The organism is Mycobacterium sp. Dal123C01 (genome assembly GCF_052566995.1).
Genome location: NZ_CP199580.1, coordinates 5,133,786 through 5,157,091, shown reverse-complemented (window position 1 = coordinate 5,157,091; position 23,306 = coordinate 5,133,786). Strand labels below are relative to the sequence as shown.

The following is a 23,306-nucleotide window of genomic DNA, read 5'->3' as shown; positions in this document are numbered from 1 at the left end:
GATGAGCACCCAAACCGATTCGACCGACACCGGTCAACCCGATCCGACGTTATCTCCGCCGATCCGCGCGACGGTTTACGTGGGCCGCTGGCCCAACATCCCGGCCGTCGAAGTGCCGGGCACGCCGAAGGGAAAGTTCTCGCCGACCACTTCCACCATCATCAGTGGTGCGACCGAGGCGGTTTTGGTTGACGCGCAGTACCTCAAAGATGACGTTCGTGATCTGGGGGATCTGATTGAGCGCATCGACAAGAGGCTGACCACGATCTACATCACCCATGCGCACGCCGACCACTACTTGGGCATTGGGCCACTGCTGGAACGGTTCCCGAACGCCCGGTGCGTGGCGTTGCCCAACGTCGTCGAGGCGATAAAGCAAACGAGGGAGTTTCAGGACCTGCAGTGGGCGATGCTGTTCGGGGACGCCGCCGTGAAGGGAGCGCCCCTGCCCGAGCCGATCGAGGACCGTGTGCTCTACGTCGACGGTTCACCTCTGCACCTCATTGAGGTCGAACAGGCGGACATCAATCCGACCAGCATCGTCCACGTCCCCGCGATCAGCGCGGTCGTTGCCGGCGACGCGATCTACAACGAGATCCACGCGATGCTGGGCCTTTCCACACCGGGGCAGTGGCAGGACTGGCTCGGCACCATCGACGTCATCGAGAATCTGCACCCGCGGATGATTGTCGCCGGTCACCGCAGGCCCGACGGCGATGACTACGCTGTCGGTTCCATGATTGCCCAAACACGGTCGTACATCAGGGATTTCGCCGCAACATTCGAGGTTGCCAAGACTGCCGACGATCTGGTCTCGGCGATGGCCGCGAAGTATCCGCATCACGGCAACCTGTGGACCCTTCAATACTCGGCGACGAGCGTCATCAACGCTCGCAATGCAGGCAGCCGGGTGCCAGAGGCCGGCTAGCGCCGCCCGTACCCTGGCGCAGCGTATGTGAGGCGCGTTGCGCTAAGGCTGTGGATAGGCGCTCGACTGGGGATAACCGGGCGTTGGGCCGGGTCTGAGACGTCCGTCGCGGCATGGCATGTCGGGCCCGGCGGGCAGGTTGGCCGCATGACGACAGAGAAGGCCTCCGCTGCCGAACAGACACTGACCCGGATCGAGCTGGGAGCGATGGGCGAGGCTCTCGCCGTGGATTTCCTGACCCGGATGGGGTTGCGGATCCTGGACCGCAACTGGCGATCACGCTACGGCGAACTGGATGTGATCGCTGCCGACGATGCCACCCGCACGGTAGTGTTCGTCGAGGTCAAGACGCGTACCGGCGACGGCTACGGAGGTCTGGCGCACGCGGTCACACCGCGCAAGGTCTGGCGGCTACGCCGGCTGGCCGGACTCTGGCTGGCCGCCCACGACGGGCACTGGGCGGCGGTCCGCATCGATGTGATCGGGGTGCGGATCGGGCGCCGTCGCACGCCGGAGATTTCGCATCTGCGCGGGATCGGCTGATGGCGCTGGGGCGTGCTTTCTCGGTCGCGGTGCGCGGGCTGGACGGACAGATCGTGGAGATCGAGGCCGACATCACCTCGGGCCTGCCCGGTGTTCACCTCGTTGGTCTGCCCGACGCCGCGTTGCAGGAGTCGCGGGACCGGGTCCGCGCGGCGGTGACCAACTGCGGAAACAGCTGGCCCATGGCCAGACTCACGCTGGCGCTGTCACCGGCGACACTGCCGAAAATGGGATCGGTCTACGACATCGCGCTGGCGGCGGCCGTGCTCTCGGCGCAGCGCAAGAATCCGTGGGAACGCCTGGAGAAGACGGTGCTGCTGGGCGAGCTGTCGCTGGACGGCCGGGTCCGGCCGGTGCGCGGGGTACTGCCCGCGGTGCTGGCCGCCAAACACGACGGCTGGCCCGCCGTCGTTGTCCCGGTGGACAACCTGGCCGAGGCCAGCCTGGTCGACGGGATCGACGTGTGGGGTGTTCGCACGCTGGGGCAACTGCAGAGCTGGCTTGGCGGGTCGGCTCGGCTGGACGAGCGGATCAGGGCGCGGGCGACGGGCCCGGAACCGGCGGGGGATCTGGCCGACATCCTAGGTCAGGCGCAAGCACGTTTCGCGGTCGAGGTGGCGGCCGCCGGAGCGCATCACCTCATGCTGACCGGGCCACCGGGAGTGGGCAAAACAATGCTGGCGCAGCGTCTTCCGGGATTGCTGCCCAGGCTGACGGACAGTGAGGCTCTGGAGGTCACCGCGATTCACTCGGTGGCCGGGCTGTTGTCCGGGGACACGCCGCTGATCACCCAGCCGCCGTTCGTGGCACCGCACCACAGCTCCACCGTCGCGGCACTCGTCGGAGGAGGTTCGGGAATGGCCCGTCCGGGCGCGGTCAGCCGGGCGCACCGCGGAGTGCTGTTCCTGGACGAATGCGCGGAGATCAGCGTCAGCGCACTGGAAGCATTGCGAACACCGTTGGAAGACGGGGTCATTCGCCTCGCACGCCGCGACGGGGTCGCGTGCTACCCGGCCCGGTTCCAGCTGGTGTTGGCCGCCAACCCCTGCCCCTGTGCGCCGGCTGATCCGCGGGACTGCATCTGTCCGGCAGCAACCAAACGGCGCTATCTGGGCAAACTTTCGGGTCCCTTGCTGGATCGGGTGGACCTGCGGGTGCAGATGCATCCGGTGCGGGCCGGCGCATTCGCGGCGGCCGACGGTGAATCGACGGCACAGGTGCGTGATCGGGTGGCGCGAGCGCGCGACACCGCCGCTGCGCGTTGGCGGCCGCATGGGTTTGGAACCAACGCCGAAGTCAGCGGAACGCTGTTGCGGCGAAAGTTCAGGCCCAGCAGCAAGGCAATGGATCCGCTGCGCCTCGCGGTGGAGCGTGGGTTGCTCAGCATTCGCGGGCTGGATCGCACGCTGCGCGTCGCGTGGAGCCTTGCCGACTTGGCCGGACGGAGCGCGCCCGGGCTCGACGAGGTTGCCGCCGCGCTGAGTTTCCGACAGCTGGGAGCACAACGATGACCGCGGCCTTCGACGATCCCGCATGGCCGGCTTGGGCTTATCTGTCGCGAGTGGCCGAGCCGCCGTGCCCGGAACTCGCCGCCCTGGTGCAGTGCGTTGGCCCGGTGGAGGCGGCCGACCGGGTCCGGCGCGGACTGGTCACCGACGACCTGGTCCGCCGCACCGCGGCCCGACGGGAAATAGATAGGGCCGCAGCGGATCTCGCGCTGCTCGCCCGTCACGGCGGTCGGCTGATCACACCCGATTGCCCGGAGTGGCCGGTGATCGCGTTCTCGGCGTTCGGCGGCATCGGGCCGCGGCCTCGCGCCGCGCCGCCAATGGTGTTGTGGGCGCTGGGTCCCGCGCGTCTGGACGAGGTGGCGCAACGCGCGGCCGCAATAGTCGGTACCCGGGCGGCGACCGCCTATGGCGAACAGGTGGCCGCCGACCTGGCGGCGGGCCTGGTCGAGCGCGACGTCGCGGTGGTCTCCGGCGGCGCCTACGGTATCGACGGCGCGGCGCACCGGGCGGCGCTGACGTGCGAAGGAATCACCGTCGCGGCCTTGGCCGGAGGGATCGACATCCCTTATCCGGCAGGGCATTCGGCTTTGCTGCATCGCATCGGCCAACATGGGCTGCTGTTCAGCGAATACCCGCCCGGCATCCGCCCCGCCCGGCACCGGTTCCTGACCCGCAATCGCCTGGTCGCCGCCGTCGCGGGGGCCGCCGTGGTGGTGGAGGCCGGGCTGCGCAGCGGCGCCGCGAACACCGCAGCCTGGGCCCGGGCGTTGGGCAGGGTGGTGGCCGCGGTGCCCGGACCCGTCACGTCGTCGGCGTCGGCGGGTTGTCACGCGCTGCTGCGCAACGGGGCTGAGCTGGTCACCCGGGCCGACGACATCGTCGAGCTCGTCGGTAGCATCGGTGAGCTGGCCTGCGAAGAGCCGCGGCCCGCCACGGCTTTCGACGGGCTGGGCGAGGCCGAACGCCAGGTGTACGAGGCGCTGCCCGGCCGCGGGGCCGCCACCATCGACGAGATCGCCGTCGCCTCCGGGCGGGTGCCCGAACAGGTGCTGGGACCGCTGGCGATGCTCGAGGTGGCCGGGTTGGCCGAGCGCGATTGCGGGCGATGGCGCATCGTTCGCACCGCCGGCCATGCTGTGGCGACGCGGCTGCGGGCTAGGTAACCCAGGGGAATGCATCCACCGTGGACCGTGCGCCTTGGGCGGCTCGGGAGCGGTTCGGTTCGCCAAGCTGGGCCAGGATCTGTTCACCGGCGGCCACGACGCCGGTGAACACCGGGGGAGTGAGCCACGCGGGTTGCAGCGCGAACAGGAGATCCTCGGTGGACGTGTTGCCGCTTGCTCCCGGAGCGAACGGACAGCCGCCCAGGCCGCCGAGTGCTCCGTCGACCATCGCGGCTCCGGCGTGGATGGCGGCGATGGTGTTGGCGACTCCCAACCCCCAGGTGTCGTGCCCGTGGAACACGATCTCGCCCTTCGGTGCCACGTCGCGGACTCGTTCGATGAGGTGCCGCACCTGGTCAGGCGTGGCTTGGCCGAGGGTGTCACAGAGCACCACGCTCGAGATGTCCGCCGCGCGGCTGTCGCGCACCAAGTCGACGACGCGTTGTGGGTCGACCGGCCCGCTGTACGGGCAGGTGAATGCGGTCGCCAGGGACAGCTGCAGTTGCGCCCCGGCGACCGCGGCGAAGTCGACGGCCTCGGGCAAAGCGGCCATGCTCTGCTCGGTGGTACGCCCGACATTGGCGTAGTTGTGCTGGTCGCTGACCGACAAGCAGTATTCGAGGTTGCGCGCACCGGCCTCGATTGCCCGGGTGATGCCGCGAGGTGTGGCAGTCCACACCCAACACCGTTGCAGCTCTTCGGGAGTCAGCGCACCGATGACCTCGAGGGTATTGGCCATGGGCGGCACCTTGTCGGGGCGTGCCATCGCCCCGATCTCCAAAGCGTCGATGCCCGAGTCCAGCAGTGCTCGTGCCAGCTCGACTTTGATATCCGTGTCGAGCAGCTTGCCGGTGAGCTGTAAGCCGTCACGCAGGGTGACATCGCGCAATCGCACCGCGGTCGTCATCTGATCAGCTCCTCGATGTCGAGAGGGATAAGGTCCTGCCCCGCAGCGGCGCCGAGTATTTCTTCGGTGTGCTCGCCGAGATCCGGTCCAAGGTTGCGGATCGCACGCGCGCCGTCGCCGATCCGAGGCACGATGCCCGGGAATGCCACGTCGGGCAGGATCTCGGTACCGGTGGATACCGGCAGGTGCTGGATCATGCCACGCGCCAGGAACTGCTCGTCGGCCTTGATGTCGCCAGCGGTGTTGATCGGGCCGGCGGGAACTCCGGCGGCCTCGAGCGCGGAAAGCGCCTCGCGCGCAGGCATTGTGGTGGTCCACGCGCCGATCGCTTCGTCGAGCTCTTCGCGCGCCTGCCAGCGTTGGGCGTTGTTGGCCAGACGCGGATGATCAGCCAGGTCGGCCCGGCCGATCAGGTTCATGAACCGGCGATAAATCCCGTCGCCGTTGCCGGCGATGACCACCCAGCGCCCGTCGCCGCACCGGTAGGCGTTCGAGGGGGCGATGCCTTCCATGCGGCCGCCGGTGCGGGCACGAGTGACGTGGTAAGCGTCGTACTCGGGGACCAACGATTCCATCACCGAGAAGATCGCTTCGGTCAACGCGACGTCCACCGTACGATCAGGCACCGACGTGGATCGGCCTGCGACACGGTCGTTTTGACGCTGATGTAACGCAACCAGCGCGCCGAAGGCGGCGTAGATGCCCGCGATGGAGTCGCCGATGGACACTCCCGTGCGTGACGGTGGACGGTCAGGTTCGCCGGTGACCGCACGCAGACCTGCCATCGCTTCGGCCACCGCGGCGAAGCCCGGTTGATGACGCCGCGGTCCGGTCTGCCCGTAGGCCGACACCCGCACGATGATCAGATCGGGGTTCTCCGCGCTGAGTTCGGCCGGGCCGATGCCCCACCGCTCCAAGGTTCCCGGGCGGAAGTTCTCCAGCACGATGTCGCAGGAGCGGGCTAGTTCCCGCACGATTGCCTGACCCCGCTCGCTCTTGAGGTCGACCACCACCGATTTCTTGTTGCGGTTGATGGTGCGAAACAGCATTGAGGTTGTACCGGAGTACAGCCGCCAGGTCCGCAACTCGTCACCGGTTTCCGGCCGCTCGATCTTGATGACTTCGGCGCCGAAATCGGCCAAGAGCCGTCCCGCCGTGGGCGCGGCGATGTAATTGCCCAGCTCGAGGACGCGTACCCGATCGAGCGGTCCTTTGGCTTCGTTCACTGGAATCCTCTCTGTAACCCACATCGTGCATTGCTACCCACAATATGGCAAGAAACTCTTCCATCCAGTGACCCAAGCGGCTACAGTCGGACGGTGTTGCTTGGCTCACAATGTGAGCAGAGAATCACTTTGTAGGACCTGCTGCGAGAGCGACAGGCTCTCGGCGAAGAGAGGGGCAGGATGACCACAGCACCGATCATGACGGCGAGCACGGACTCTGTCGGCGAGCAATTGGATCGCTTGCCGGTGGGGTCGGCGCACCGCAAGGTTGTCGTCGCGGTGGGGCTCGGCTTGTTCTTCGAGATGTACGAGATCTTTCTGTCCAGCACCCTGAGCGCCACACTCAGCCACGATTTCGGTGTACGCGGCACCGCGCTCAAGCTGGTTTTGGCGTCCTCGTTCATCGGGATGTTTTTCGGTGCGGCATTTTTCGGCCGGCTTGCCGACCGGATAGGTCGCCGAAAAACCTTCCTGCTCGGCCTCAGCTGGTTTTCGGCCTTCTCGCTGGCCGGCGCGTTTGCGCCGTCTCCGGCGTTATTGGTACTCGCACGATTCCTGGCCGGCGTCGGGATAGGCGCGCTGTATCCGGTGGCTGACTCTTACCTCGCCGACGTACTGCCCAGAGAACACCGGGGCCGGATGGCTTCCTACGCCTATACCTGTTCGTTCCTCGCCGTGCCCTTCGCCGCGTTTTTGGCGTGGTGGTTGACCCAGCATTCGCCGCTCGGCGTCGCGGGGTGGCGGTGGTTACTGGGCCTCGGCGCCGGTGGCGCGGTGATCGTATTCGTCCTCAACCGTTGGCTACCGGAGTCGCCGCGCTGGCTTGCTTCCGCCGGACGGCTCGAGGAGGCGCAGCGGGCACTGAACATCTTCGCCGCTGGATCGAATGTGCTTGCGGCTCAGATCGATATGCGTCCCGCCGCCGTCGGCGGCAGCGTGACCCGGCCGGCTCAATCCGCACTGACGCAACTACGGCGTGCCCCCTACAACCGCCGGGTGGTGATGCTGACGGTATTCCACCTGTTTCAGACGTACGGCTACTACGGGTTCGGCACGCTTGCCGCGCTGGTGCTGGTCAGTCGGGGCTACGACGTCACGTCCTCGATGTTGTTCAGTGCGCTGTCGTTTCTCGGATATCCCCTCGGCTCCCTGATGGCGATCCCGCTGATGGCGAGAGTCGAACGCAAGTTCCTGCTCGCCGGGTCGATCGTGGCCGTCGCCGGCTTCGGTCTGTTGTTCGCGACGCAATCATCGGTCGCAGCGATCATTGTGTTCGGCTTCTTGACCACCGCCACCAGCAATGTCTTCTCCAACGTCTATCACGTGTATCAGGCTGAGATTTTCCCGACCACCGTGCGCGCCACGGCCGTCGGATGGACGTACTCGTTATCCCGGTTATCCAGTGGCGCTGCGCCTTTCGTGCTGATTCCGATCCTGGACAGCTACGGCGCCGGCGCGATGTTCACCGTGGTGGCAACGGCGTTGGCCGTCGTCATCGCCGCCGTCCTCACGCTGGGTCCGCGCACGTCGCGGCGCAGCCTCGAGGAGATCAACCCGGTATGAGGACCCAGGAGTAGCGGTGTTCGACTTTACGGCGTTCCCGCCGGAAATCAACTCGGCCCGGATGTATGCCGGTGCCGGGCCGGGGCCCATGATGGCCGCGGTCGCGGCCTGGGACCACCTGGCGGCCGAACTGGCATCGAGTGCTGCCAGCTATTCGTCGGTGACTGCGGAATTGACCTGTTCGTCGTGGTTCGGCCCGGCATCGCGATCCATGAGGGCCGCCGCCACGCCTTACGTCGCGTGGCTCAACGCCGCCGCCGCGCTGGCCGAACAGACGAGCAGCCAGGCCAAAGCGGTTGCGTCGGCCTTCGAGGCGGCCTTCGCGATGACGGTCCCGCCGCCGGTGGTCGCCGAGAACCGCGCACTGTTGCTGATGCTTGTCGCGACGAACTTCTTCGGCCAGAACGCTCCGGCGATCGCGGCCACCGAGGCCAGCTATGCCGAGATGTGGGCCCGAGATGCCGTCGCCATGAACGGTTATGCCGGCTTGGCGGCGACCGCTTCGCAATTGACCCCGTTCACCGAGCCGACCTCGACCACCGACCAAGCCGGCCTGGCCCAACAGCAAGCTGCGGTGGCTGCGGCCGAGGCCGCAGCGGCGGGCACCGACGCACCGCCGGCGACGCAGTCATCGCTCAACGAGATCATCAATACCTTGGCTAGTCAGATAAAAGGACTTTTGTTCGGCCCCCTGGACGTCATCTACTGGCCGATGATCTATGTGGGATCTAACATTTTCTCGCAGATAGGTGTGCTGTGGCCCGAGCATCTCGCCGCCGGGACCGCAGCTGGCCTATCCGCAACTCCCGCCCTCGCGGCGCCGGTCACCCTCGGCGGTGGGCTGATCTCGGCAAACTTGGCTTCGTCAGCCAAGATCGGTTCGCTATCGGTTCCAACGAGCTGGTCCACGACAGCACCCCAGGCAGCAGAAGAGCCCATCGTCCAGGCGATCGGCAGCGAGGGTGTCAGCGGGCCGTCGAACGGACCAGAGGCATTGCTCCGCCAAATAGCGCCGGCTCGCGGCAGACGTGACCGCGGCGGCTTGCCGCCCCGCGAATACGGATTTCGCCCCCGCTTTACTGCTCGTCCACCATCGGCCGGATAACGCCATGTGCGAAACACGAGGTTCGTTGAGCCGGAAAGTTATTGAGTAAGGAGATCATATGTCCTTTGTTACTGCGCAAACGGAATCGTTGACGGCAGCAGCTGGTGCATTGCGGGCTATCGGCTCTGCGCTTGCGGCTCAGAATGCGGCGGCGGCGGCGCCGACCACGGGGGTGATTCCCGCTGCCGCAGACCACGTGTCGATACTGACCGCGGCGCAATTTGCAGCCCACGGACAGCTGTATCAGCAGGTCAGTGCACAGGCGATGGCGATTCACGAGATGTTTGTCAACACATTGAATTTCAGCTCGGGATCGTATGCGGCCACCGAGGCCGCCAACGCGATCGCAGCTGGTTAAGGGGTTCGTGATGCTCGACTATGGCGCATTACCACCGGAGACCAGCTCGGGGCTGATGTACGCGGGCGCGGGCTCGGCGTCGATGATGGGGGCGGCTTCTGAGTGGAATGCCCTTGCCGCTGAGCTAAATTCGGCTGCCTTAGCCTACGGCAGGGTGGTGAACACGTTGTCCAGCGAGGAGTGGTTAGGGCAGGCCTCGGCATCGATGGCGGAGGCCGTCACCCCTTATGTGGAATGGATGAGAACCACTGCCGCTGCGGCTGAACATGCGGCCAGTCAAGCCATGTCCGCTGCGGCGGCCTTCGAAACAGCGCATGCCACGATCGTGCCGCCGCCCGTGATCGCGGCCAACCGTGTCAATCTGGCGCAGCTGCTGTCCACCAACGTGCTGGGCCAAAACACCGCGGCGATAGCAGCTTTAGAAGCCCAGTATGGGGAGATGTGGGCAACCGACTCGGCCACGATGTACAACTATGCGGGCCGATCAGCGAACACCTCGGCGGTCAAACCGTTTACCTCGGCACCCCATATGACCAACCCGGCTGGTACGGCCCATCAGACCGCCTCGGTCACCGCGGCCACTGGTACCTCGGCGGGCACGGCGCAAAACACGTTGCACAGCAAGATGAGCAAGATCACCTCGACGTTGGGAAAGCTGTCCAACGGTATGGCTGCTGCCGCACCGCCGGATGATCCGGTGAAGGACGCGCTGACCTCGGGTCCGCTGGGATGGCTGGGTGATCTTTTGACCTTCTACGCGCCGTTTTCCACCACGTTCTACAACACCGAGGGCCTGCCCTTCTTCTCCGCCGGCATCGCCAACACCTTTATCTCGATCGCGAAATCCACCGGCGCACTTGGCGGTGCTGCTGCCGCGGCCGCACCGGCCCTCGCCGCGCCCGCTGCAGTCCCGGCGCTAATCGGCGGTGGCAGTGCAGTTTCCGCGGGCCTCGGCACAGCGGGCTCGGTCGGGGGCTTGTCTGTTCCGCCGGTCTGGGCGAACGGCCCCGTGCTGGGCGCGGAGCACGCTGCAACCCCGCTCCCCATCAGCAATATCAGGGAAGCCCCGGACGCAGGGGCCGGGAACGTCTTCGGCGGCATGCCGCTCACCGGGGCCGGGGCAGGTGCCGGAGGCGCCGGCAGGGGACCCCGATACGGCGTGCGTCCTACCGTCATGGCGCGCCCGCCTTTTGCGGGATAGCGCCGCGCTCAATACGGGAGTCGGCCGCCGAGGGTGCGGGTCGCCTGGTCGGCAGCGCCAACAACGTTGTCGGCCCACAGTTCCGCAACCTCATGTGAGAACCGGAAGCTGGGTCCGCTGATCATCAGCGCACCCAGCACTTGCCCATGTGAATCGAATACCGGCGCCGCGATGCCGGTAGCGCCCTCGTCACGTTCGCCGCTGGTGATGGCGAAACCCATCCGGCGTGTCTGTTCGACCTTGGTGCGCAACAGGTCTGGATCAGTGACCGTCGCATTGGTGAACCGGACCAACTCAGACGTCAGGATCGCTTGCAATGCGTCGCCGTCCCAGGCCATCAAGACCCGCCCCGCCGAGCCGACATGCAGCGGAACGATCTTGCCGACGTGCATCTCGCGACGGATTCCATGGCGGGTCTCCGCAATTGCGACACACACCCGGAAAGGCCCTTCCCGACGGAAGAAGCAAGCCGTCTCACCGCTCGCGTCGCGCAGCGACTCCAGCGCCGGTGCCACCGCATCCAGCAAGCCCATGCTGCTTGCGACCGGAGCCGCCCAGTACGCGACCCGAGCCCCGATCCGGAAACGATCGCCCACCCGATCGAGGAACTCCTCGGCCACCAGATTGGCCACCAGCCGCTGCACTGTCGACGTCGGATACCCGGTCCGGGCGCGAATCTCGCCGAGGGTCAACTCCGGCTCAGACAACGTGAACGCATCCATGATGCCGCGAATCTTCGCCAGTACCAGCAACGGCTTGACGCCCGCAGACAGCGTCCGCGACGGCGCCAACGGGGGAATGTCCAGACCCTCGGCCTCGCTCATCCCTCCATTGTCGCGGTATCGGGCGGCGTAACGGTGCATTTGCGCACAGCGGCTACAGCCGACCTGCGGCGACAGCGCGACTCGTATAGTCGGCGGGGGTCGAGTCTCAACAGGAGGACACGTGGCAGGACGACCCCTTCAACGCTTCGAAGTCGCCGGTGCCCAACGGATCGCACCGCACATGGTCCGCGTGACGCTGGGGAGCAGTGAGTTCGACACCTTTGTGCCGAGCAACTTCACCGACTCCTACGTCAAGCTGGTGTTCGTCGCTCCCGACGTCGACGTCGCCGGGTTGCCGCAGCCGCTGACCCAGGACAGCTTCGCCGTCCTGCCACCCGAGAAGCGGCCCTCGGTACGGACCATCACCGTTCGGAAAGTCGACGCCGCGGCCTGTCAGATCGCCCTCGACATCGTCGTGCACGGCGAGCACGGCGTGGCGGGCGCTTGGGCCGCGGCGGCCCAACCCGGTCAGGTGATCTATCTGATGGGACCGGGCGGCGCCTACACCCCCGACCCGGCGGCCGAGTGGCATCTGCTGGCTGGTGACGAATCCGCGCTGCCGGCCATCGCCACAGCGCTGGAAGCGTTGCCCGCCACTGCAATCGGCAAGGCGTTCATCGAGGTGGCCGGCCCGCAGGACGAGGTCCCGCTGACCGCGCCGGAAGGCGTGTTGGTGAACTGGGTTTACCGCGGTGGCCGGGCCGATCTGGTAACCGAGGACCGCGCCGGCGATTTCGCGCCATTGATCGAGGCGGTCACCACCACGCTGTGGCTGCCCGGGCAGCCACACGTCTTCATTCACGGCGAAGCACAAGCCGTCATGCACAACCTGCGGCCCTACATCCGCAAAGAGCGTGGGGTGGACGCTAAGTGGGCGTCGTCGATCTCTGGTTACTGGCGACGCGGCCGCACCGAAGAGACATTCCGGCAATGGAAGAAGCAACTGGCCGAGGCAGAGGCCGCGAGCTCGTCAGCCTGACGTCAAGGCTGGCATTCTCTAACGCATGGCATTCGGCGACTATCAGAACGAGATCTACTTCCAGGGCCTGGCCGGGGTGGTGCCATCGCTGCCGATGGTTTTCGCCGAGTTGGAGGCCCGGGCCGAGCTGGCCCTGCCGCCGTCGGTGTGGTCCTACGTCGCCGGTGGCGCCGGCGATGAACGCACGCAGCGGGCCAACTGCGAGGTCTTCGGCCGGTGGGGCTTGATCCCGCGCATGTTCGCCGCGGCCACCCAACGCGACCTGTCGGTGGAGTTGTTCGGCCTGACCCTGCCGTCGCCGGTGTTCCTGGCGCCGATCGGCGTCATCGGGCTGTGCGCTCAAGACGGCCACGGCGACCTGGCCACCGCCCGCGCGGCCGCGCACACTGGCGTCCCGATGGTCGCCTCCACGCTGACCGTCGACCCGATGGAAGACATCGCCGCCGCGTTGGGCGACACACCCGGGTTTTTTCAGCTGTACACCCCGACCGACCGCGACCTGGCCGCCAGCCTCGTGCAGCGCGCCGAGGCGGCCGGGTTCAAGGGCATCGTCGTCACCCTCGACACCTGGGTCACCGGCTGGCGCCCGCGTGACCTGCGCACGTCGAACTTCCCGCAGCTGCGCGGCCACTGCCTGAGCAACTACTTCAGCGACCCGGTCTTTCGCGCCAGCCTGCAGCGCCCGCCGGAAGAAGATCCGCAAGGCGCCATCTTGCGCTGGGTTCAGGTGTTCGGAAACCCCCTGAGCTGGGATGACCTGCCCTGGCTGCGGTCGCTGACGAAGCTGCCGCTGCTCGTGAAGGGCATCTGCCACCCCGACGACGCCCGCCGCGTCAAGGACGGCGGGGTCGACGGAATCTACTGCTCCACCCACGGCGGCCGCCAGGCCAATGGCGGCCTGCCCGCGCTGGACTGCCTTCCCGGGGTGGTCGAGGCGGCCGACGGGCTGCCCGTGCTTTTCGACTCGGGGATCCGCAGCGGCGCCGATGTCATCAAGGCGCTGGCGCTGGGCGCGACCGCGGTGGGCATCGGCCGGCCCTACGCCTACGGTCTGGCGCTCGGCGGCGTCGACGGCATCGTGCACGTCCTGCGCACCCTGCTGGCCGAGGCGGACCTGATCATGGCCGTCGACGGCTACCCGACACTGAAAGATCTCACCCCGGAAACGCTTCGGCGCGTCGACTGAGGTGCAGCGGGCCGTGCCTGCGACCGTGGGGGGATGCAGGCGATCCTCGAGGAGTTCGACGAGTACCTAGAGCTGCAATGCCTGCGTTCAGCGCATACCCGCCGCGCATATCTGGGCGATCTGCGCTCGTTATCCGCCTTCCTCGACGGCCAGGGAGTCTCTCTGGACGATTTGAGCCTGCCGCTGCTGCGGACGTGGCTGTCCACCGGCGCGCTGGCCGGCGCCGCCCGCACGACGCTGGCCCGCCGCACCTCGGCGGTCAAAACGTTCACCGCATGGGCCCTGCGGCGCGGCGTGCTGGCCACCGATCCCGCCGCCCGGCTGCAAGTACCCAAGGCGCACCGCACCCTGCCGTCCGTCCTGCGCCAGGATCAGGCTCTCGATGCCATGGAAGCCGCGAAATCCGGTGCCGAGCAAGGAGATCCGCTGGCCCTGCGGGACCGGCTGATCGTCGAGATGTTGTACGCCACCGGGATTCGGGTGAGCGAGCTGTGCGGACTGGACATCGACGACGTGGACACCCGTCACCGGGTGGTGCGTGTCCTGGGTAAGGGCAACAAGCAGCGCACCACGCCGTTCGGGGTGCCGGCCGCCGACGCGCTGGGCGCCTGGCTGGCCGACGGTCGTCCCGCCCTGGTCGCCGCGGAGTCCGGGCCGGCGCTGCTGCTGGGCGCGCGGGGCCGCCGGCTCGATGTGCGCCAGGCCCGCACCGTCGTGCATCAGACCATCGCCGCGGTGGACGGCGCGCCCGACATGGGGCCACACGGGCTGCGGCATAGCGCGGCCACGCACCTGCTCGAAGGCGGGGCTGACCTGCGGGTTGTCCAGGAGTTGCTGGGTCATTCCAGCTTGGCCACCACCCAGCTCTACACCCATGTCGCGGTGTCGCGGTTGCGGGCGGTGCACGATCAGGCCCACCCGCGCGCCTGAAAGCCGCCCCGCGTCTAGCGGTTCAGCGGCTTGAGCCGAACCGGAGTGGACTTCAGCAGGCCCAGCGGGTCGACATAGTCGGCGCCCGACGCCGGACCCCACATCGCGCCCCAGTGCAAACAGGCCCCTCCAGCTTGTGAGGCCCGGCAGCCCGAGTGCCCGGCCACCAGCTCGCCGATCACCGTCTGCGCCGTCACCTGCTGACCCGCCCGCACGACGGCCCGGACCGGCTCATAGCTGGTGCGCAGTCCGCCGGGGTGGGCCAGTGACACCACCGGTCGTCCGGCCAGCAGCCCGGCGAACACCACCGTCGCGGCCCCGGCGGCGTAAACCGGCTGGCCAGGGCGCCCGGCCAGGTCCACGCCGCGGTGCCCGGGATTCCAGTTGGGCGACGGCGGGTCGAATTTCCGAACAACGGCCGGGGCGGGTCGCAGCGGCCACTGCAGCCGGATGTCGTCCGCCGCCGCCGGCAATGCGCTGATCACGGCCAGGGTCAGGTTCAAGCTCATGATCAGCGCCGCCCACCGCACCCCATCAGTTCAGCGTGGCGTCGACGACTGGGTGACCTGCGTTCGCCCAATCTGTGCACGGATGCCGGTGTGTGGACGGGTGTGGACACGTGCGGGGAAAAGCACCAGCTGAGTCGGTGTAAACTTCTCGTCGCAGCTCGTTCGCGGGCTGACTTCGCGCGTCTGCCCCGCGTCTCCCGTTCCACAAGGAGTTCGCACCGCGTGCCGGGCGGTCCCGACCAGGTTTTTTCTGGCTGGGTCCGGCATCGCAGCAGGCGCCAGGGTCCGGCTTCACCCGATGCCGGGCGACAACCGACACAAAGGAATGCCATCACCATGGCCGTCGTGACCATGAAACAGCTGCTGGACAGCGGCACCCACTTCGGGCACCAGACCCGTCGCTGGAACCCCAAGATGAAGCGGTTCATCTTCACCGACCGCAACGGCATCTACATCATCGATCTGCAGCAGACGCTGACCTACATCGACAAGGCGTACGAGTTCGTCAAAGAGACCGTCGCCCACGGTGGCAGCGTCATGTTCGTCGGCACCAAGAAGCAGGCGCAGGAGTCCGTTGCGGCCGAGGCGCTCCGCGTCGGCATGCCGTACGTGAACCAGCGCTGGCTGGGTGGCATGCTCACCAACTTCTCCACCGTGCACAAGCGGCTGCAGCGCCTCAAGGAGCTCGAGGCGATGGAGCAGACCGGTGGCTTCGAGGGTCGCACCAAGAAGGAAATCTTGATGCTGACTCGCGAGAAGAACAAGCTGGAGCGCAGCCTCGGCGGTATCCGCGACATGGCCAAGGTGCCGTCGGCGATCTGGGTCGTCGACACCAACAAGGAGCACATCGCCGTCGGCGAGGCCCGCAAGCTCGGCATCCCGGTCATCGCGATCCTGGACACCAACTGCGACCCCGACGAGGTCGACTACCCGATCCCGGGCAACGACGACGCGATCCGTTCGGCGGCGCTGCTGACCAAGGTGATCGCCTCCGCGGTCGCCGAGGGCCTGCAGGCGCGGGCCGGAGCGGGCCGCGCCGACGGCAAGCCCGAGGCGGAAGCCGCCGAGCCGCTCGCCGAATGGGAGCAGGAACTGCTCGCTTCGGCGACCACGACCGCGACAACCACAGCCACCACCGAGGCCGTTGGAGGCGCAACCGAAACAACCCCCACGGAAGGCTGAGATGGCGAACTACACCGCTGCCGACGTCAAGCGACTTCGGGAGCTGACCGGCGCCGGGATGCTGGACTGTAAAAACGCACTGGTGGAAACCGACGGCGACTTCGATAAGGCCGTCGAGGCGCTCCGGATCAAGGGCGCCAAGGATGTCGGTAAGCGCGCCGAGCGCGCCACGGCCGAAGGTCTGGTCGCGGCCAAGGACGGCGCGCTGATCGAGCTCAACAGCGAAACCGACTTCGTCGCCAAAAACGCGGAGTTCCAGGCGCTGGCCAACGAGGTCGTCGCGGCGGCGGCGGCGTCCAAGGCCGCCGATGTCGACGCTCTGAAGGCGGCGAAAGTCGGTGACACGACGGTCGAAGAGGTCATCGCCGCGCTGTCGGCCAAGATCGGCGAGAAGCTCGAACTGCGCCGGGCGACGTTCTTCGACGGCACCGTCGAGACCTACCTGCACAAGCGCGCGGCCGACCTGCCGCCCGCCGTTGGCGTGCTGGTCGAATACACCGGGGCTGGTGCGGAGGCGGCGCACGCGGTCGCGCTGCAGATCGCCGCGCTCAAGGCGCGTTACCTCTCGCGGGACGATGTGCCCGAAGACGTCGTGGCCAGCGAGCGGCGCATCGCCGAGGAGACCGCGAAGGCCGAAGGCAAGCCGGAGCAGGCGCTGCCCAAGATCATCGAGGGCCGGCTGAACGGCTTCTTCAAGGACGCCGTGCTGCTCGAGCAGCCGTCGGTGTCCGACAACAAGAAGACCGTCAAGGCTTTGCTCGACGAGGCCGGTGTCACGGTGACCCGGTTCGTTCGCTTTGAGGTGGGTCAGGCCTAGCCGCCCGGCTTGATCGGTGCCGTTGCGGCGCGTTACTCGTTGGGGCGACGTGACAAGATCGGGAGCCATGCAGAGCTTCGGCTTATACCGCGCCGCGGGTCACAGACTCGTCGAAGGATGGCTCGAACCTGAGGTCTTGGACGTGGTCCACACCCTTGATTCCGCCCAGCACCGCAGCGAGATTCCAGGCGGCGTCGCGGAGATCGGTGTCCACCACGGCAAATTCTTCATAGGTTTGCAGTTACTGCTCAGGGACGAACAGCGCGCACTTGCCATTGATATCTTCGGCGACCAGCATTTGAATGTCGATGAGTCAGGCGAAGGTGATCGCGATAAGTTCCTCGCAAACACCCAACGATGGGCGTCGACGAATAAGCCGGTGGTTCATCAAGCCGATTCCACGACATTGGATAGCGCTGCTGTTCAAACATTGGTCGGGTCTTCCGTCCGACTGTTCAGCGTTGATGGCGGACACACCGAGGAAATAGTATTTTCCGACATGACCCTAGCCGAGGCGTGTTTGACGCCTGGCGGTGTTGTGATCGCGGACGATGTCTTCAATGAGCGGTGGCCCGGCGTCTCGGTGGGCACGCTTCGTTATCTAGAAAACGGGGGCCTGGCGCCGTTCGCAATCGGTTTCAACAAAGTCTTTTTGACTCAGCCCGAATATATAGGGCTGTTTCAGCAAGCTATCGAACGCAAATGCGACAGCACAGTGCGCATCGCTCTTGAGTATTCAACTTACGCTGGTCACAAAGTCGCACTGTTGTTTCGTGCACCCAGAACGCCGCGCCAGCTACTGCGCAAGAATCGCGTCGCCCGAATGATTTATTTTCGGCTGAAGAAGTAGAACTGCTCAACCGAGTGCCGGCCGACGAACCCGAGGCGACACGACGGTCACGGTTCGCAAACGTCCGACGACGTAGGCGGGGGTGAGCCACCCCGCGTATGCGGGCTAGCGTCAGTGTCATGCGACGCGTGCACGCTTTCGGTGACGACGCCCTTGGCGATCTCGATGCCGTCGGCCTCAGCGAGGCCATCCGGGCCGGCTGGGTCGGCCGAGCCGAGGTAATCGAGGCTGCGATCGCCCGCACCGAGGCCGTCAATCCCGCCCTGAACGGCTTGGCGTACAACGCCTTTGAGCAGGCGCGCGCGACCGCGTCGGCCGATCCTTCGAGCGGCTTTTTCAGCGGAGTCCCGACGTTCCTCAAGGACAACGTCGACGTCGCCGGCCAGCCCACGATGCGGGGTGCCGACGCGTGGGAGCCGCGCAACGCCGTCGCCGACGGCGAGTTCACCCGCGTGTACCTGGCCGCCGGGCCGACGCCGCTGGGCAAGACGCAGATGTCGGAGTTCGGGTTCAGCGCGGCCGCCGAACATCCCCGGTTGGGGCCGGTGCGCAACCCGTGGGACACCGACTACACGGCCGGGGCCTCGTCGTCGGGATCGGGCGCGTTTGTCGGCGCCGGGGTGGTGCCGATCGCGCACGCCAACGACGGCGGTGGCTCGATCCGAATTCCGGCCGCCTGCAATGGGATTGTCGGCCTCAAGCCGTCACGGGGCAGGTTGCCGCTTGACGCGGAGCTGCGCCGGATGCCGGTTGGCATCGTCACCAACGGCGTACTGACCCGCTCGGTGCGCGACACCGCGGCGTTTTATCGGGAGGCCGAACGTATCTGGCGCAACCCCAAGCTCGCGCCCATCGGAGACGTCACCGGGCCCGGCCGGCAGCGATTGCGGATCGCGGTGGCGACCCGTTCGGTGCGGCGCGAGTGCGGCCAGGAGATGCGGGAGCTGACCCTCAAGTCCGCCGGGATTCTCGAGGAACTGGGGCACCGCGTCGAACACATCGACCAGCATCCGGTGCCGGACAGCTTCGTCGACGACTTCATTCTGTATTGGGGATTTCTCGCGCTGGTGCAGGTACGCACCGGGCGGCGGGCATTCGGCAAGACGTTCGACCGCACCCGGTTGGACGCCTTGACGCTGGGCCTGGAACGCCACACCGCCCACAACTTGTACCGGCTGCCGGGGGTGATCATGCGGTTGCGCCGCATGCGACGGCGTAGCGCCGAGTTTTACCAAACCTATGACGCGTTGCTCACCCCGACCCTCGCCGACCCGACACCACGAGTTGGTTACCTGGCGCCCACCAACTATCAGCAGCTTATGGACCGGCTGATCGATTGGGTGGCGTTCACCCCGCTGCAGAACGTCACCGGAGATCCGGCGATTTCGTTGCCGTTGGCGCAATCGGCGGAGGGGATGCCGGTCGGCATGATGCTCGCCGCCGATCTGGGGCAAGAAGCACTGCTGCTGGAGCTGGCCTACGAACTCGAAGAGGCGCGGCCGCGAGCGCGAATCCAGGCGGCCGAATAGCCGCAGTCAGTCGGAGCCGAGCTTTTCCAGCATCCGTTTGAACTCGCGCTGCTGCCCCGCGGTCAGCTTGGCCAGGATGCGGGCATCCGCGTTGCCGACCGCGGCTTCCGCGCGTTTCAGCAGCGTGCGTCCCTGACTGGTCAGCGTGGCCGGTAGCGCACGTCCGGAGGACACCGAGGCCGGCCGCTCCACCACGCCAATCTCCTCGAGCCTGCGCAGCACCGTGTTCATCGCCTGCGGTGTGACATTGGCGCTGCGGGACAATTCGGCGCTGGACATTCCGGGGGACATCGAAAGGATGCGCAGGCACACGAATTCGGGAAGTGTCAGGCAGAGCGGACTCAGCACGGCGGAAACCTCGGGCCGCAGCGCGGCGGCCACCCGGTAGAGCAGGTAGCCAAGCGGGGCGTCGTCGGTCGCAGCCATGTCAGCGATATTGACATATCTGCGCGGCTCCCGGAGGTAAGCACGGCTGATTGGGGCCGAATTACGCTGCGGCTAATACGAAGTTACGCGGCAGCGCACGGCGCTTGAACGTCGTCTCAATTCGGCGATCTTGCCATCAGGGGTCGGTTTGGGGCGCGGACACCGACGGGTACGGGTGAATGACGGGGATTGGCATGAGAGATATGGGGTCACAATGACATTCACCACGACGATGGCAAAGGCGGCTCTGAGCGCCGCGGGGATTGCCGGGGCGAGCATCTTCATGGCGGCAACTGCTGGTGCCAACGTTCAGGGCTATGGAGCTACCGAACAGGCCATCGATGGCCCGCTGATCACCGACTACACGGTCAGCAATCTGCGGCCGAGTGACGCGACGATACCGGGATTTCAGCCCGCTGGGCAGCTCTATCAGGCCGATGTGACGGCGAAATCGGATGCCGGAACGGTTCAGCCGCAAATCTCTCGTTTCATGGCGAGGGCGTTCAACGGCACGGTCTACCAGGTCGTCAACAACGGACCTGTTCCCAACGGGCTTGACCCCAGTCCGATCGAGCAAGGCCAACAGACGTCCGGCGAACTGTACTTCGACGTGACCGGCCAGCGGCCCGTCGGCGTGGTGTACACCGATGGCGCAGACGATTTCCTCGTCTGGACGCGCCACGTTTAATCGCCGGTGAGCTGCGAATTCGCGAGGTTCTGTTTACCCACCGAGCGCGATTGTGGCATTTGAGGCTGAACGTAATTTTGAGGTATATGCGAATTCTGGGGTGCGATAATTTTCCCGGGGCAATGGCGTTACGCAGCTCAGCGCCGCGATGTTTGAATCCACCAAGTAATGGATATGCGGCAAAGAGCCCGCGTTTGGGGGGAAATCAACGCGGGAAACAATTGGTAGTGATGGGAGTATCTAGCATGAAGAATGCTATGAAATCGGTAATCGGAGCCGCCGGTATTGCCGCTGTTGGCGTTTTCACCGCAGCGACTGCAACCGCCGCGCCGCCGAACATCCAGGGCTTCGGCACCAGCGAACAACTCGTGGATGGGCCCCTGGTCACCAACTACACCGTGAGCAACCTGCAACCCAGCAGTGTGGCGATCCCCGGGTACACCCCGAAGGGCACGCTGTACCAGGCGGACGTCAGCGCCAGGTCGGATGGCGGGTTGGTTACCCCGATGGTCAACGACTTCATCGCCCGCGGGCCCAACGGCCAGAACTACCGGGTGATCGACAAGGTCCAGGCCCCGGGCAGCCTTAACCCCGCACCGATCATGCAGGGCAACGAGTCGACCGGCACGCTCTACTTCGACGTGACCGGCGCACCGCCGAACGGTGTCGCGTACAACGACGGAATGCAAGACATCCTGATGTGGACGTCGAACATGTCGGGTGGCTCGGCGCCTGGTGCGCCTGCGCCGAACGCAACCCCGGCGCCTGGTGCGCTGCCGGGCCCGGCGCCCAGCACGCCGACGCACACCTAAGCCGTAAGCCCATTCGGGCCTAACAGCTGCGGACTCCCCGCGCCACACCCCGTGGCGCGGGGAGTTTTGCGTCGCTGCTCCAAGCATTTTGGTGAGCGATTCACGAATTGGACGCGGCGCGGATGGGTACTCGGCACTAATGAGTTATGCAGATCACAGGCCGGCGAAGGTACGTGCCCAGGCGCAGCAACACGCCGAAGAGGCCCGAGCGACGGCCGAGGACAGGCGCAGCGACCAGGACGGCGGGCTGAGCGGATGGGTCGCCGAGCGTGCCGCGCAGTGGGACCTCAGCGGCCAGGACGAGACCACGATGCAGAACCAGAAGTTCTTCTGGAACGTGCTGGTGGACTATTGGTTTCGCATGGAGATCGACGGCTGGGAGCACATTCCCGATCCACCGGCGCTCTTGGTCGGGATTCACTCGGGCGCTCCGTTCGTCTGGGACGCCTGGACCGTCGGTCTGCAATGGTGGCGCCGCTTCGGTCAGGAGCGTCCGTTGCACGGCACAGCGCACGACGCGTTGATGGCGATCCCGCTCATCGGACGCTACTTTCGCTCGATGGGCGTGCTGCCGGCCGCCCCGGACGCGATCTCCACGGCACTGGCCGAGGGCCGAGACGTCGCGCTATGGCCTGGCGGAGAAGTGGATTCGCTGCGGCCCTGGGCCGAGCGTGACCGGGCCAACCTCGCGGGCCGCAAAGGCTTCGTGAAGATGGCGATTCGTGCCGGCGTGCCGATAGTGCCCATCGCGACGGTCGGCGGCGCGGACGCCATGCCGGTGCTGATCCGCGGTGACCGCCTGTCGAAGGTGTTACAACTCGATCGGATGCTGCGGCTCAAGGTATTTCCGCTGGCGATTTCATTACCGTGGGGGATCGCACCGGCCGCGCTTCCGCAGCTGCCGTTGCCGGCCAAGATCCGGACCCGGTTCATGCCGGCGGTCGAGGTGGATCATGACCTCGCGCGCGCGGACGACGACGACTACGTCGACGGCAAGTACCGGGAGGTCCAAGACGCCATTCAGCGGGGAATGGACGCGCTGGCGCGCAAGCGTGCGCTGCCGCTCTTCGCATGATGATTCGCTGCGAAAGGTGTTGAGCAACAGCGTATTACCGAGCTTATCGATGGTGGGCCCTGCCGTTGAGGCCCGGACCCTGTGCCTGGCCGTTGACAATCCATTGCGGGTGCGGTGGCGTGACCGCCATGTAGCCCACGCCGCGGACGGTGTCGACCATCGATTCGTATTCGGGCCCTAGCTTTGCGCGCAGTCGTCGCACGTGAACATCGACGGTGCGGACGCGTCCGTTGGCGTCGTATCCCCACACCTCGTGCATCAGACGAGTGCGGCTGAATGCCCGACCAGCATGTTGCACAAGGAAATTCAGCAATCTGAACTCGGTGGCCGTCAGGCTTAGATCCTTACCGCGCAGCGATGCGGCGAAACTTGCCGGGTGCAGGACGAGGTCGCCAAACTTCAAGGATCCGTCCACTGCGCTGCGGCGTCGTTTGATCGCCAGGCGCAGCCGTGCCTCCAGCTCGTCCACGCCGGTGGCGGGCAGCATGACGTCGTCGATGCGCCAGTCGACGTCAACCGACGCGAAATGCGCCGGGGCGACGACGGCGACGACCGCGATGGCGGGCGTGTTGGCCGTCAGGCCACGGCAGACGCTGCGGGCGACGGCGAGGTCGGTGCGCGCGTCGATGATTGCCACGTCAGCACTGTCATGATGTCCGTCGAGTTGGTCGGAGAGCGGAACGCATCGAATCGTTTGCGTCAACGACTCCAGGGTCGGCACCGCCGATGCGAAATCGTCCGCATTGGAAAGCAGTAGCACGTCCAAAGACATCTCCATACCTCATGAGGGTCTGTCGCCGCCCCCGGCCGCGTAGGCACCTCGCGGGAGATGTCCGCCAGCGCAGCGCTGAATACCCCATTCAGGTCACAACTATGCCAACTTTGTTGCTCGCGTACGGGCGAATGCTCGCTGAAGTGGGCGGTTCGTGAAGATGGTCACGCCTGGGTGGACCTCGAAAAGGCCCATAAAAGTCGAACGGGCCCGGCCCGTCGA

23 protein-coding genes and 1 pseudogene are annotated in these 23,306 nt (G+C 66.4%); 18 read left to right on the top strand and 6 right to left on the bottom strand.

The annotated features are described in order from the left end of the window. The first annotated feature begins 1 nt into the window (after position 1). The 4 genes from ACTXG5_RS24230 to dprA all read left to right on the top strand — a co-directional run bounded on the left by ACTXG5_RS24230 (position 2) and on the right by dprA (position 4,145). Positions 2-928: an MBL fold metallo-hydrolase gene (locus ACTXG5_RS24230; protein ID WP_445161210.1), complete on the top strand. Its 927-nt coding sequence runs from the start codon at positions 2-4 to the stop codon at positions 926-928. 147 nt (positions 929-1,075) lie between these two features. Next, positions 1,076-1,471, top strand: coding sequence for a YraN family protein (locus ACTXG5_RS24225; protein ID WP_445161209.1), 396 nt, complete (start codon positions 1,076-1,078; stop codon positions 1,469-1,471). Beyond that, the gene (locus tag ACTXG5_RS24220) at positions 1,471-2,982 is read left to right on the top strand and encodes a YifB family Mg chelatase-like AAA ATPase (RefSeq protein ID WP_445161208.1); all 1,512 of its coding nucleotides are present in this window, start codon (positions 1,471-1,473) and stop codon (positions 2,980-2,982) included. The genes ACTXG5_RS24225 and ACTXG5_RS24220 overlap by 1 nt, the downstream gene beginning before the upstream one ends. Next, on the top strand, positions 2,979-4,145 hold the full coding sequence (gene dprA / locus ACTXG5_RS24215; protein WP_445161207.1) for a DNA-processing protein DprA: 1,167 nt from the start codon (positions 2,979-2,981) through the stop codon (positions 4,143-4,145). Before ACTXG5_RS24220 ends, dprA begins: the two co-directional genes overlap by 4 nt. On the opposite strand, the gene ACTXG5_RS24210 is transcribed toward dprA, so the two are convergent. Together ACTXG5_RS24210 and ACTXG5_RS24205 are read right to left on the bottom strand one after the other, a co-directional pair. Next, entirely contained in the window at positions 4,138-5,052 is a 915-nt protein-coding gene (locus ACTXG5_RS24210; RefSeq protein WP_445161206.1) for a hydroxymethylglutaryl-CoA lyase, read from the bottom strand. The genes dprA and ACTXG5_RS24210 overlap by 8 nt on opposite strands. After that, on the bottom strand, positions 5,049-6,302 hold the full coding sequence (locus tag ACTXG5_RS24205; protein ID WP_445161205.1) for a CaiB/BaiF CoA transferase family protein: 1,254 nt from the start codon (positions 6,300-6,302) through the stop codon (positions 5,049-5,051). Before ACTXG5_RS24205 ends, ACTXG5_RS24210 begins: the two co-directional genes overlap by 4 nt. A 156-nt stretch (positions 6,303-6,458) precedes the next feature. Between ACTXG5_RS24205 and ACTXG5_RS24200 the strand changes: the two genes are divergently transcribed. The 4 genes from ACTXG5_RS24200 to ACTXG5_RS24185 all read left to right on the top strand — a co-directional run bounded on the left by ACTXG5_RS24200 (position 6,459) and on the right by ACTXG5_RS24185 (position 10,505). Then, positions 6,459-7,841: an MFS transporter gene (locus ACTXG5_RS24200; protein ID WP_445161204.1), complete on the top strand. Its 1,383-nt coding sequence runs from the start codon at positions 6,459-6,461 to the stop codon at positions 7,839-7,841. Positions 7,842-7,902: 61 nt separating this feature from the next. Then, positions 7,903-8,946, top strand: coding sequence for a PPE family protein (locus tag ACTXG5_RS24195; protein ID WP_445164567.1), 1,044 nt, complete (start codon positions 7,903-7,905; stop codon positions 8,944-8,946). A gap of 58 nt (positions 8,947-9,004) precedes the next feature. After that, positions 9,005-9,304 carry a PE family protein gene (locus tag ACTXG5_RS24190; protein ID WP_445161203.1) on the top strand — a complete coding sequence of 100 codons (300 nt, stop codon included), beginning with the start codon at positions 9,005-9,007 and terminating at the stop codon, positions 9,302-9,304. 10 nt (positions 9,305-9,314) lie between these two features. Continuing rightward, positions 9,315-10,505, top strand: a complete 1,191-nt coding sequence (locus ACTXG5_RS24185) for a PPE family protein (protein WP_445161202.1) — start codon at positions 9,315-9,317, stop codon at positions 10,503-10,505. An 8-nt stretch (positions 10,506-10,513) separates the two neighbouring features. On the opposite strand, the gene ACTXG5_RS24180 is transcribed toward ACTXG5_RS24185, so the two are convergent. Next, positions 10,514-11,329: an IclR family transcriptional regulator gene (locus ACTXG5_RS24180; RefSeq protein WP_445161201.1), complete on the bottom strand. Its 816-nt coding sequence runs from the start codon at positions 11,327-11,329 to the stop codon at positions 10,514-10,516. A 121-nt stretch (positions 11,330-11,450) separates the two neighbouring features. Between ACTXG5_RS24180 and ACTXG5_RS24175 the strand changes: the two genes are divergently transcribed. The 3 genes from ACTXG5_RS24175 to ACTXG5_RS24165 are packed head-to-tail and all read left to right on the top strand — an operon-like array spanning position 11,451 to position 14,424. Further along, complete coding sequence (locus ACTXG5_RS24175; RefSeq protein ID WP_445161200.1) at positions 11,451-12,308, top strand: siderophore-interacting protein; 858 nt, start codon at positions 11,451-11,453, stop codon at positions 12,306-12,308. A 25-nt stretch (positions 12,309-12,333) separates the two neighbouring features. Then, on the top strand, positions 12,334-13,494 hold the full coding sequence (locus ACTXG5_RS24170) for a lactate 2-monooxygenase (RefSeq protein WP_445161199.1): 1,161 nt from the start codon (positions 12,334-12,336) through the stop codon (positions 13,492-13,494). Between the two features lie 33 nt (positions 13,495-13,527). After that, entirely contained in the window at positions 13,528-14,424 is an 897-nt protein-coding gene (locus ACTXG5_RS24165) for a tyrosine recombinase XerC (protein ID WP_445161198.1), read from the top strand. Between the two features lie 20 nt (positions 14,425-14,444). On the opposite strand, the pseudogene ACTXG5_RS24160 reads toward ACTXG5_RS24165, so the two are convergent. Further along, positions 14,445-14,900: pseudogene (locus ACTXG5_RS24160) on the bottom strand (M23 family metallopeptidase); the annotation flags it as partial. A 369-nt stretch (positions 14,901-15,269) separates the two neighbouring features. Between ACTXG5_RS24160 and rpsB the strand changes: the two are divergent. The 4 genes from rpsB (at position 15,270) to ACTXG5_RS24140 (ending at position 19,311) form a co-directional block, all read left to right on the top strand. Beyond that, positions 15,270-16,115 (top strand): 30S ribosomal protein S2, encoded by an 846-nt coding sequence (gene rpsB, locus ACTXG5_RS24155; RefSeq protein ID WP_445161197.1) that lies wholly within the window; start codon positions 15,270-15,272, stop codon positions 16,113-16,115. 1 nt (position 16,116) lies between these two features. Beyond that, the gene (tsf, locus tag ACTXG5_RS24150) at positions 16,117-16,932 is read left to right on the top strand and encodes a translation elongation factor Ts (RefSeq protein WP_445161196.1); all 816 of its coding nucleotides are present in this window, start codon (positions 16,117-16,119) and stop codon (positions 16,930-16,932) included. Between the two features lie 67 nt (positions 16,933-16,999). After that, entirely contained in the window at positions 17,000-17,782 is a 783-nt protein-coding gene (locus ACTXG5_RS24145; RefSeq protein WP_445161195.1) for a class I SAM-dependent methyltransferase, read from the top strand. A 119-nt stretch (positions 17,783-17,901) separates the two neighbouring features. Further along, positions 17,902-19,311 (top strand): amidase, encoded by a 1,410-nt coding sequence (locus ACTXG5_RS24140; protein ID WP_445161194.1) that lies wholly within the window; start codon positions 17,902-17,904, stop codon positions 19,309-19,311. A gap of 6 nt (positions 19,312-19,317) precedes the next feature. Here the strand turns inward: ACTXG5_RS24140 and ACTXG5_RS24135 are convergent, their stop codons facing one another. Then, entirely contained in the window at positions 19,318-19,737 is a 420-nt protein-coding gene (locus ACTXG5_RS24135) for a MarR family winged helix-turn-helix transcriptional regulator (RefSeq protein ID WP_445161193.1), read from the bottom strand. A gap of 214 nt (positions 19,738-19,951) precedes the next feature. On the opposite strand from ACTXG5_RS24135, the gene ACTXG5_RS24130 reads away from it, so the two are divergent. The 3 genes from ACTXG5_RS24130 to ACTXG5_RS24120 all read left to right on the top strand — a co-directional run bounded on the left by ACTXG5_RS24130 (position 19,952) and on the right by ACTXG5_RS24120 (position 22,312). Then, positions 19,952-20,425 carry an MPT63 family protein gene (locus ACTXG5_RS24130; RefSeq protein WP_445161192.1) on the top strand — a complete coding sequence of 158 codons (474 nt, stop codon included), beginning with the start codon at positions 19,952-19,954 and terminating at the stop codon, positions 20,423-20,425. Positions 20,426-20,670: 245 nt separating this feature from the next. Beyond that, positions 20,671-21,237, top strand: a complete 567-nt coding sequence (locus ACTXG5_RS24125) for an MPT63 family protein (protein ID WP_445161191.1) — start codon at positions 20,671-20,673, stop codon at positions 21,235-21,237. A 139-nt stretch (positions 21,238-21,376) separates the two neighbouring features. Beyond that, on the top strand, positions 21,377-22,312 hold the full coding sequence (locus ACTXG5_RS24120; protein WP_445161190.1) for a lysophospholipid acyltransferase family protein: 936 nt from the start codon (positions 21,377-21,379) through the stop codon (positions 22,310-22,312). Between the two features lie 43 nt (positions 22,313-22,355). On the opposite strand, the gene ACTXG5_RS24115 is transcribed toward ACTXG5_RS24120, so the two are convergent. Beyond that, positions 22,356-23,084 (bottom strand): winged helix-turn-helix domain-containing protein, encoded by a 729-nt coding sequence (locus tag ACTXG5_RS24115; protein ID WP_445161189.1) that lies wholly within the window; start codon positions 23,082-23,084, stop codon positions 22,356-22,358. Between the last annotated feature and the right edge of the window lie 222 nt (positions 23,085-23,306).

Excerpts from the sequence above, each read along its gene's own strand:
- ACTXG5_RS24115 (WP_445161189.1), bottom strand. The coding sequence starts at position 23,084 with ATGTCTTTGGACGTGCTACTGCTTTCCAATGCGGACGATTTCGCATCG.
- ACTXG5_RS24120 (WP_445161190.1), top strand. The coding sequence starts at position 21,377 with ATGAGTTATGCAGATCACAGGCCGGCGAAGGTACGTGCCCAGGCGCAG.
- ACTXG5_RS24205 (WP_445161205.1), bottom strand. The coding sequence starts at position 6,302 with ATGTGGGTTACAGAGAGGATTCCAGTGAACGAAGCCAAAGGACCGCTC.
- ACTXG5_RS24125 (WP_445161191.1), top strand. The coding sequence starts at position 20,671 with ATGAAGAATGCTATGAAATCGGTAATCGGAGCCGCCGGTATTGCCGCT.
- rpsB (WP_445161197.1), top strand. The coding sequence starts at position 15,270 with ATGGCCGTCGTGACCATGAAACAGCTGCTGGACAGCGGCACCCACTTC.
- ACTXG5_RS24140 (WP_445161194.1), top strand. The coding sequence starts at position 17,902 with ATGCGACGCGTGCACGCTTTCGGTGACGACGCCCTTGGCGATCTCGAT.
- ACTXG5_RS24185 (WP_445161202.1), top strand. The coding sequence starts at position 9,315 with ATGCTCGACTATGGCGCATTACCACCGGAGACCAGCTCGGGGCTGATG.
- ACTXG5_RS24180 (WP_445161201.1), bottom strand. The coding sequence starts at position 11,329 with ATGAGCGAGGCCGAGGGTCTGGACATTCCCCCGTTGGCGCCGTCGCGG.
- ACTXG5_RS24130 (WP_445161192.1), top strand. The coding sequence starts at position 19,952 with ATGACATTCACCACGACGATGGCAAAGGCGGCTCTGAGCGCCGCGGGG.
- ACTXG5_RS24135 (WP_445161193.1), bottom strand. The coding sequence starts at position 19,737 with ATGGCTGCGACCGACGACGCCCCGCTTGGCTACCTGCTCTACCGGGTG.
- ACTXG5_RS24200 (WP_445161204.1), top strand. The coding sequence starts at position 6,459 with ATGACCACAGCACCGATCATGACGGCGAGCACGGACTCTGTCGGCGAG.
- ACTXG5_RS24170 (WP_445161199.1), top strand. The coding sequence starts at position 12,334 with ATGGCATTCGGCGACTATCAGAACGAGATCTACTTCCAGGGCCTGGCC.
- ACTXG5_RS24225 (WP_445161209.1), top strand. The coding sequence starts at position 1,076 with ATGACGACAGAGAAGGCCTCCGCTGCCGAACAGACACTGACCCGGATC.
- ACTXG5_RS24230 (WP_445161210.1), top strand. The coding sequence starts at position 2 with ATGAGCACCCAAACCGATTCGACCGACACCGGTCAACCCGATCCGACG.
- tsf (WP_445161196.1), top strand. The coding sequence starts at position 16,117 with ATGGCGAACTACACCGCTGCCGACGTCAAGCGACTTCGGGAGCTGACC.
- ACTXG5_RS24195 (WP_445164567.1), top strand. The coding sequence starts at position 7,903 with ATGTATGCCGGTGCCGGGCCGGGGCCCATGATGGCCGCGGTCGCGGCC.
- ACTXG5_RS24210 (WP_445161206.1), bottom strand. The coding sequence starts at position 5,052 with ATGACGACCGCGGTGCGATTGCGCGATGTCACCCTGCGTGACGGCTTA.
- ACTXG5_RS24165 (WP_445161198.1), top strand. The coding sequence starts at position 13,528 with ATGCAGGCGATCCTCGAGGAGTTCGACGAGTACCTAGAGCTGCAATGC.
- ACTXG5_RS24145 (WP_445161195.1), top strand. The coding sequence starts at position 17,000 with ATGCAGAGCTTCGGCTTATACCGCGCCGCGGGTCACAGACTCGTCGAA.
- ACTXG5_RS24220 (WP_445161208.1), top strand. The coding sequence starts at position 1,471 with ATGGCGCTGGGGCGTGCTTTCTCGGTCGCGGTGCGCGGGCTGGACGGA.
- dprA (WP_445161207.1), top strand. The coding sequence starts at position 2,979 with ATGACCGCGGCCTTCGACGATCCCGCATGGCCGGCTTGGGCTTATCTG.
- ACTXG5_RS24190 (WP_445161203.1), top strand. The coding sequence starts at position 9,005 with ATGTCCTTTGTTACTGCGCAAACGGAATCGTTGACGGCAGCAGCTGGT.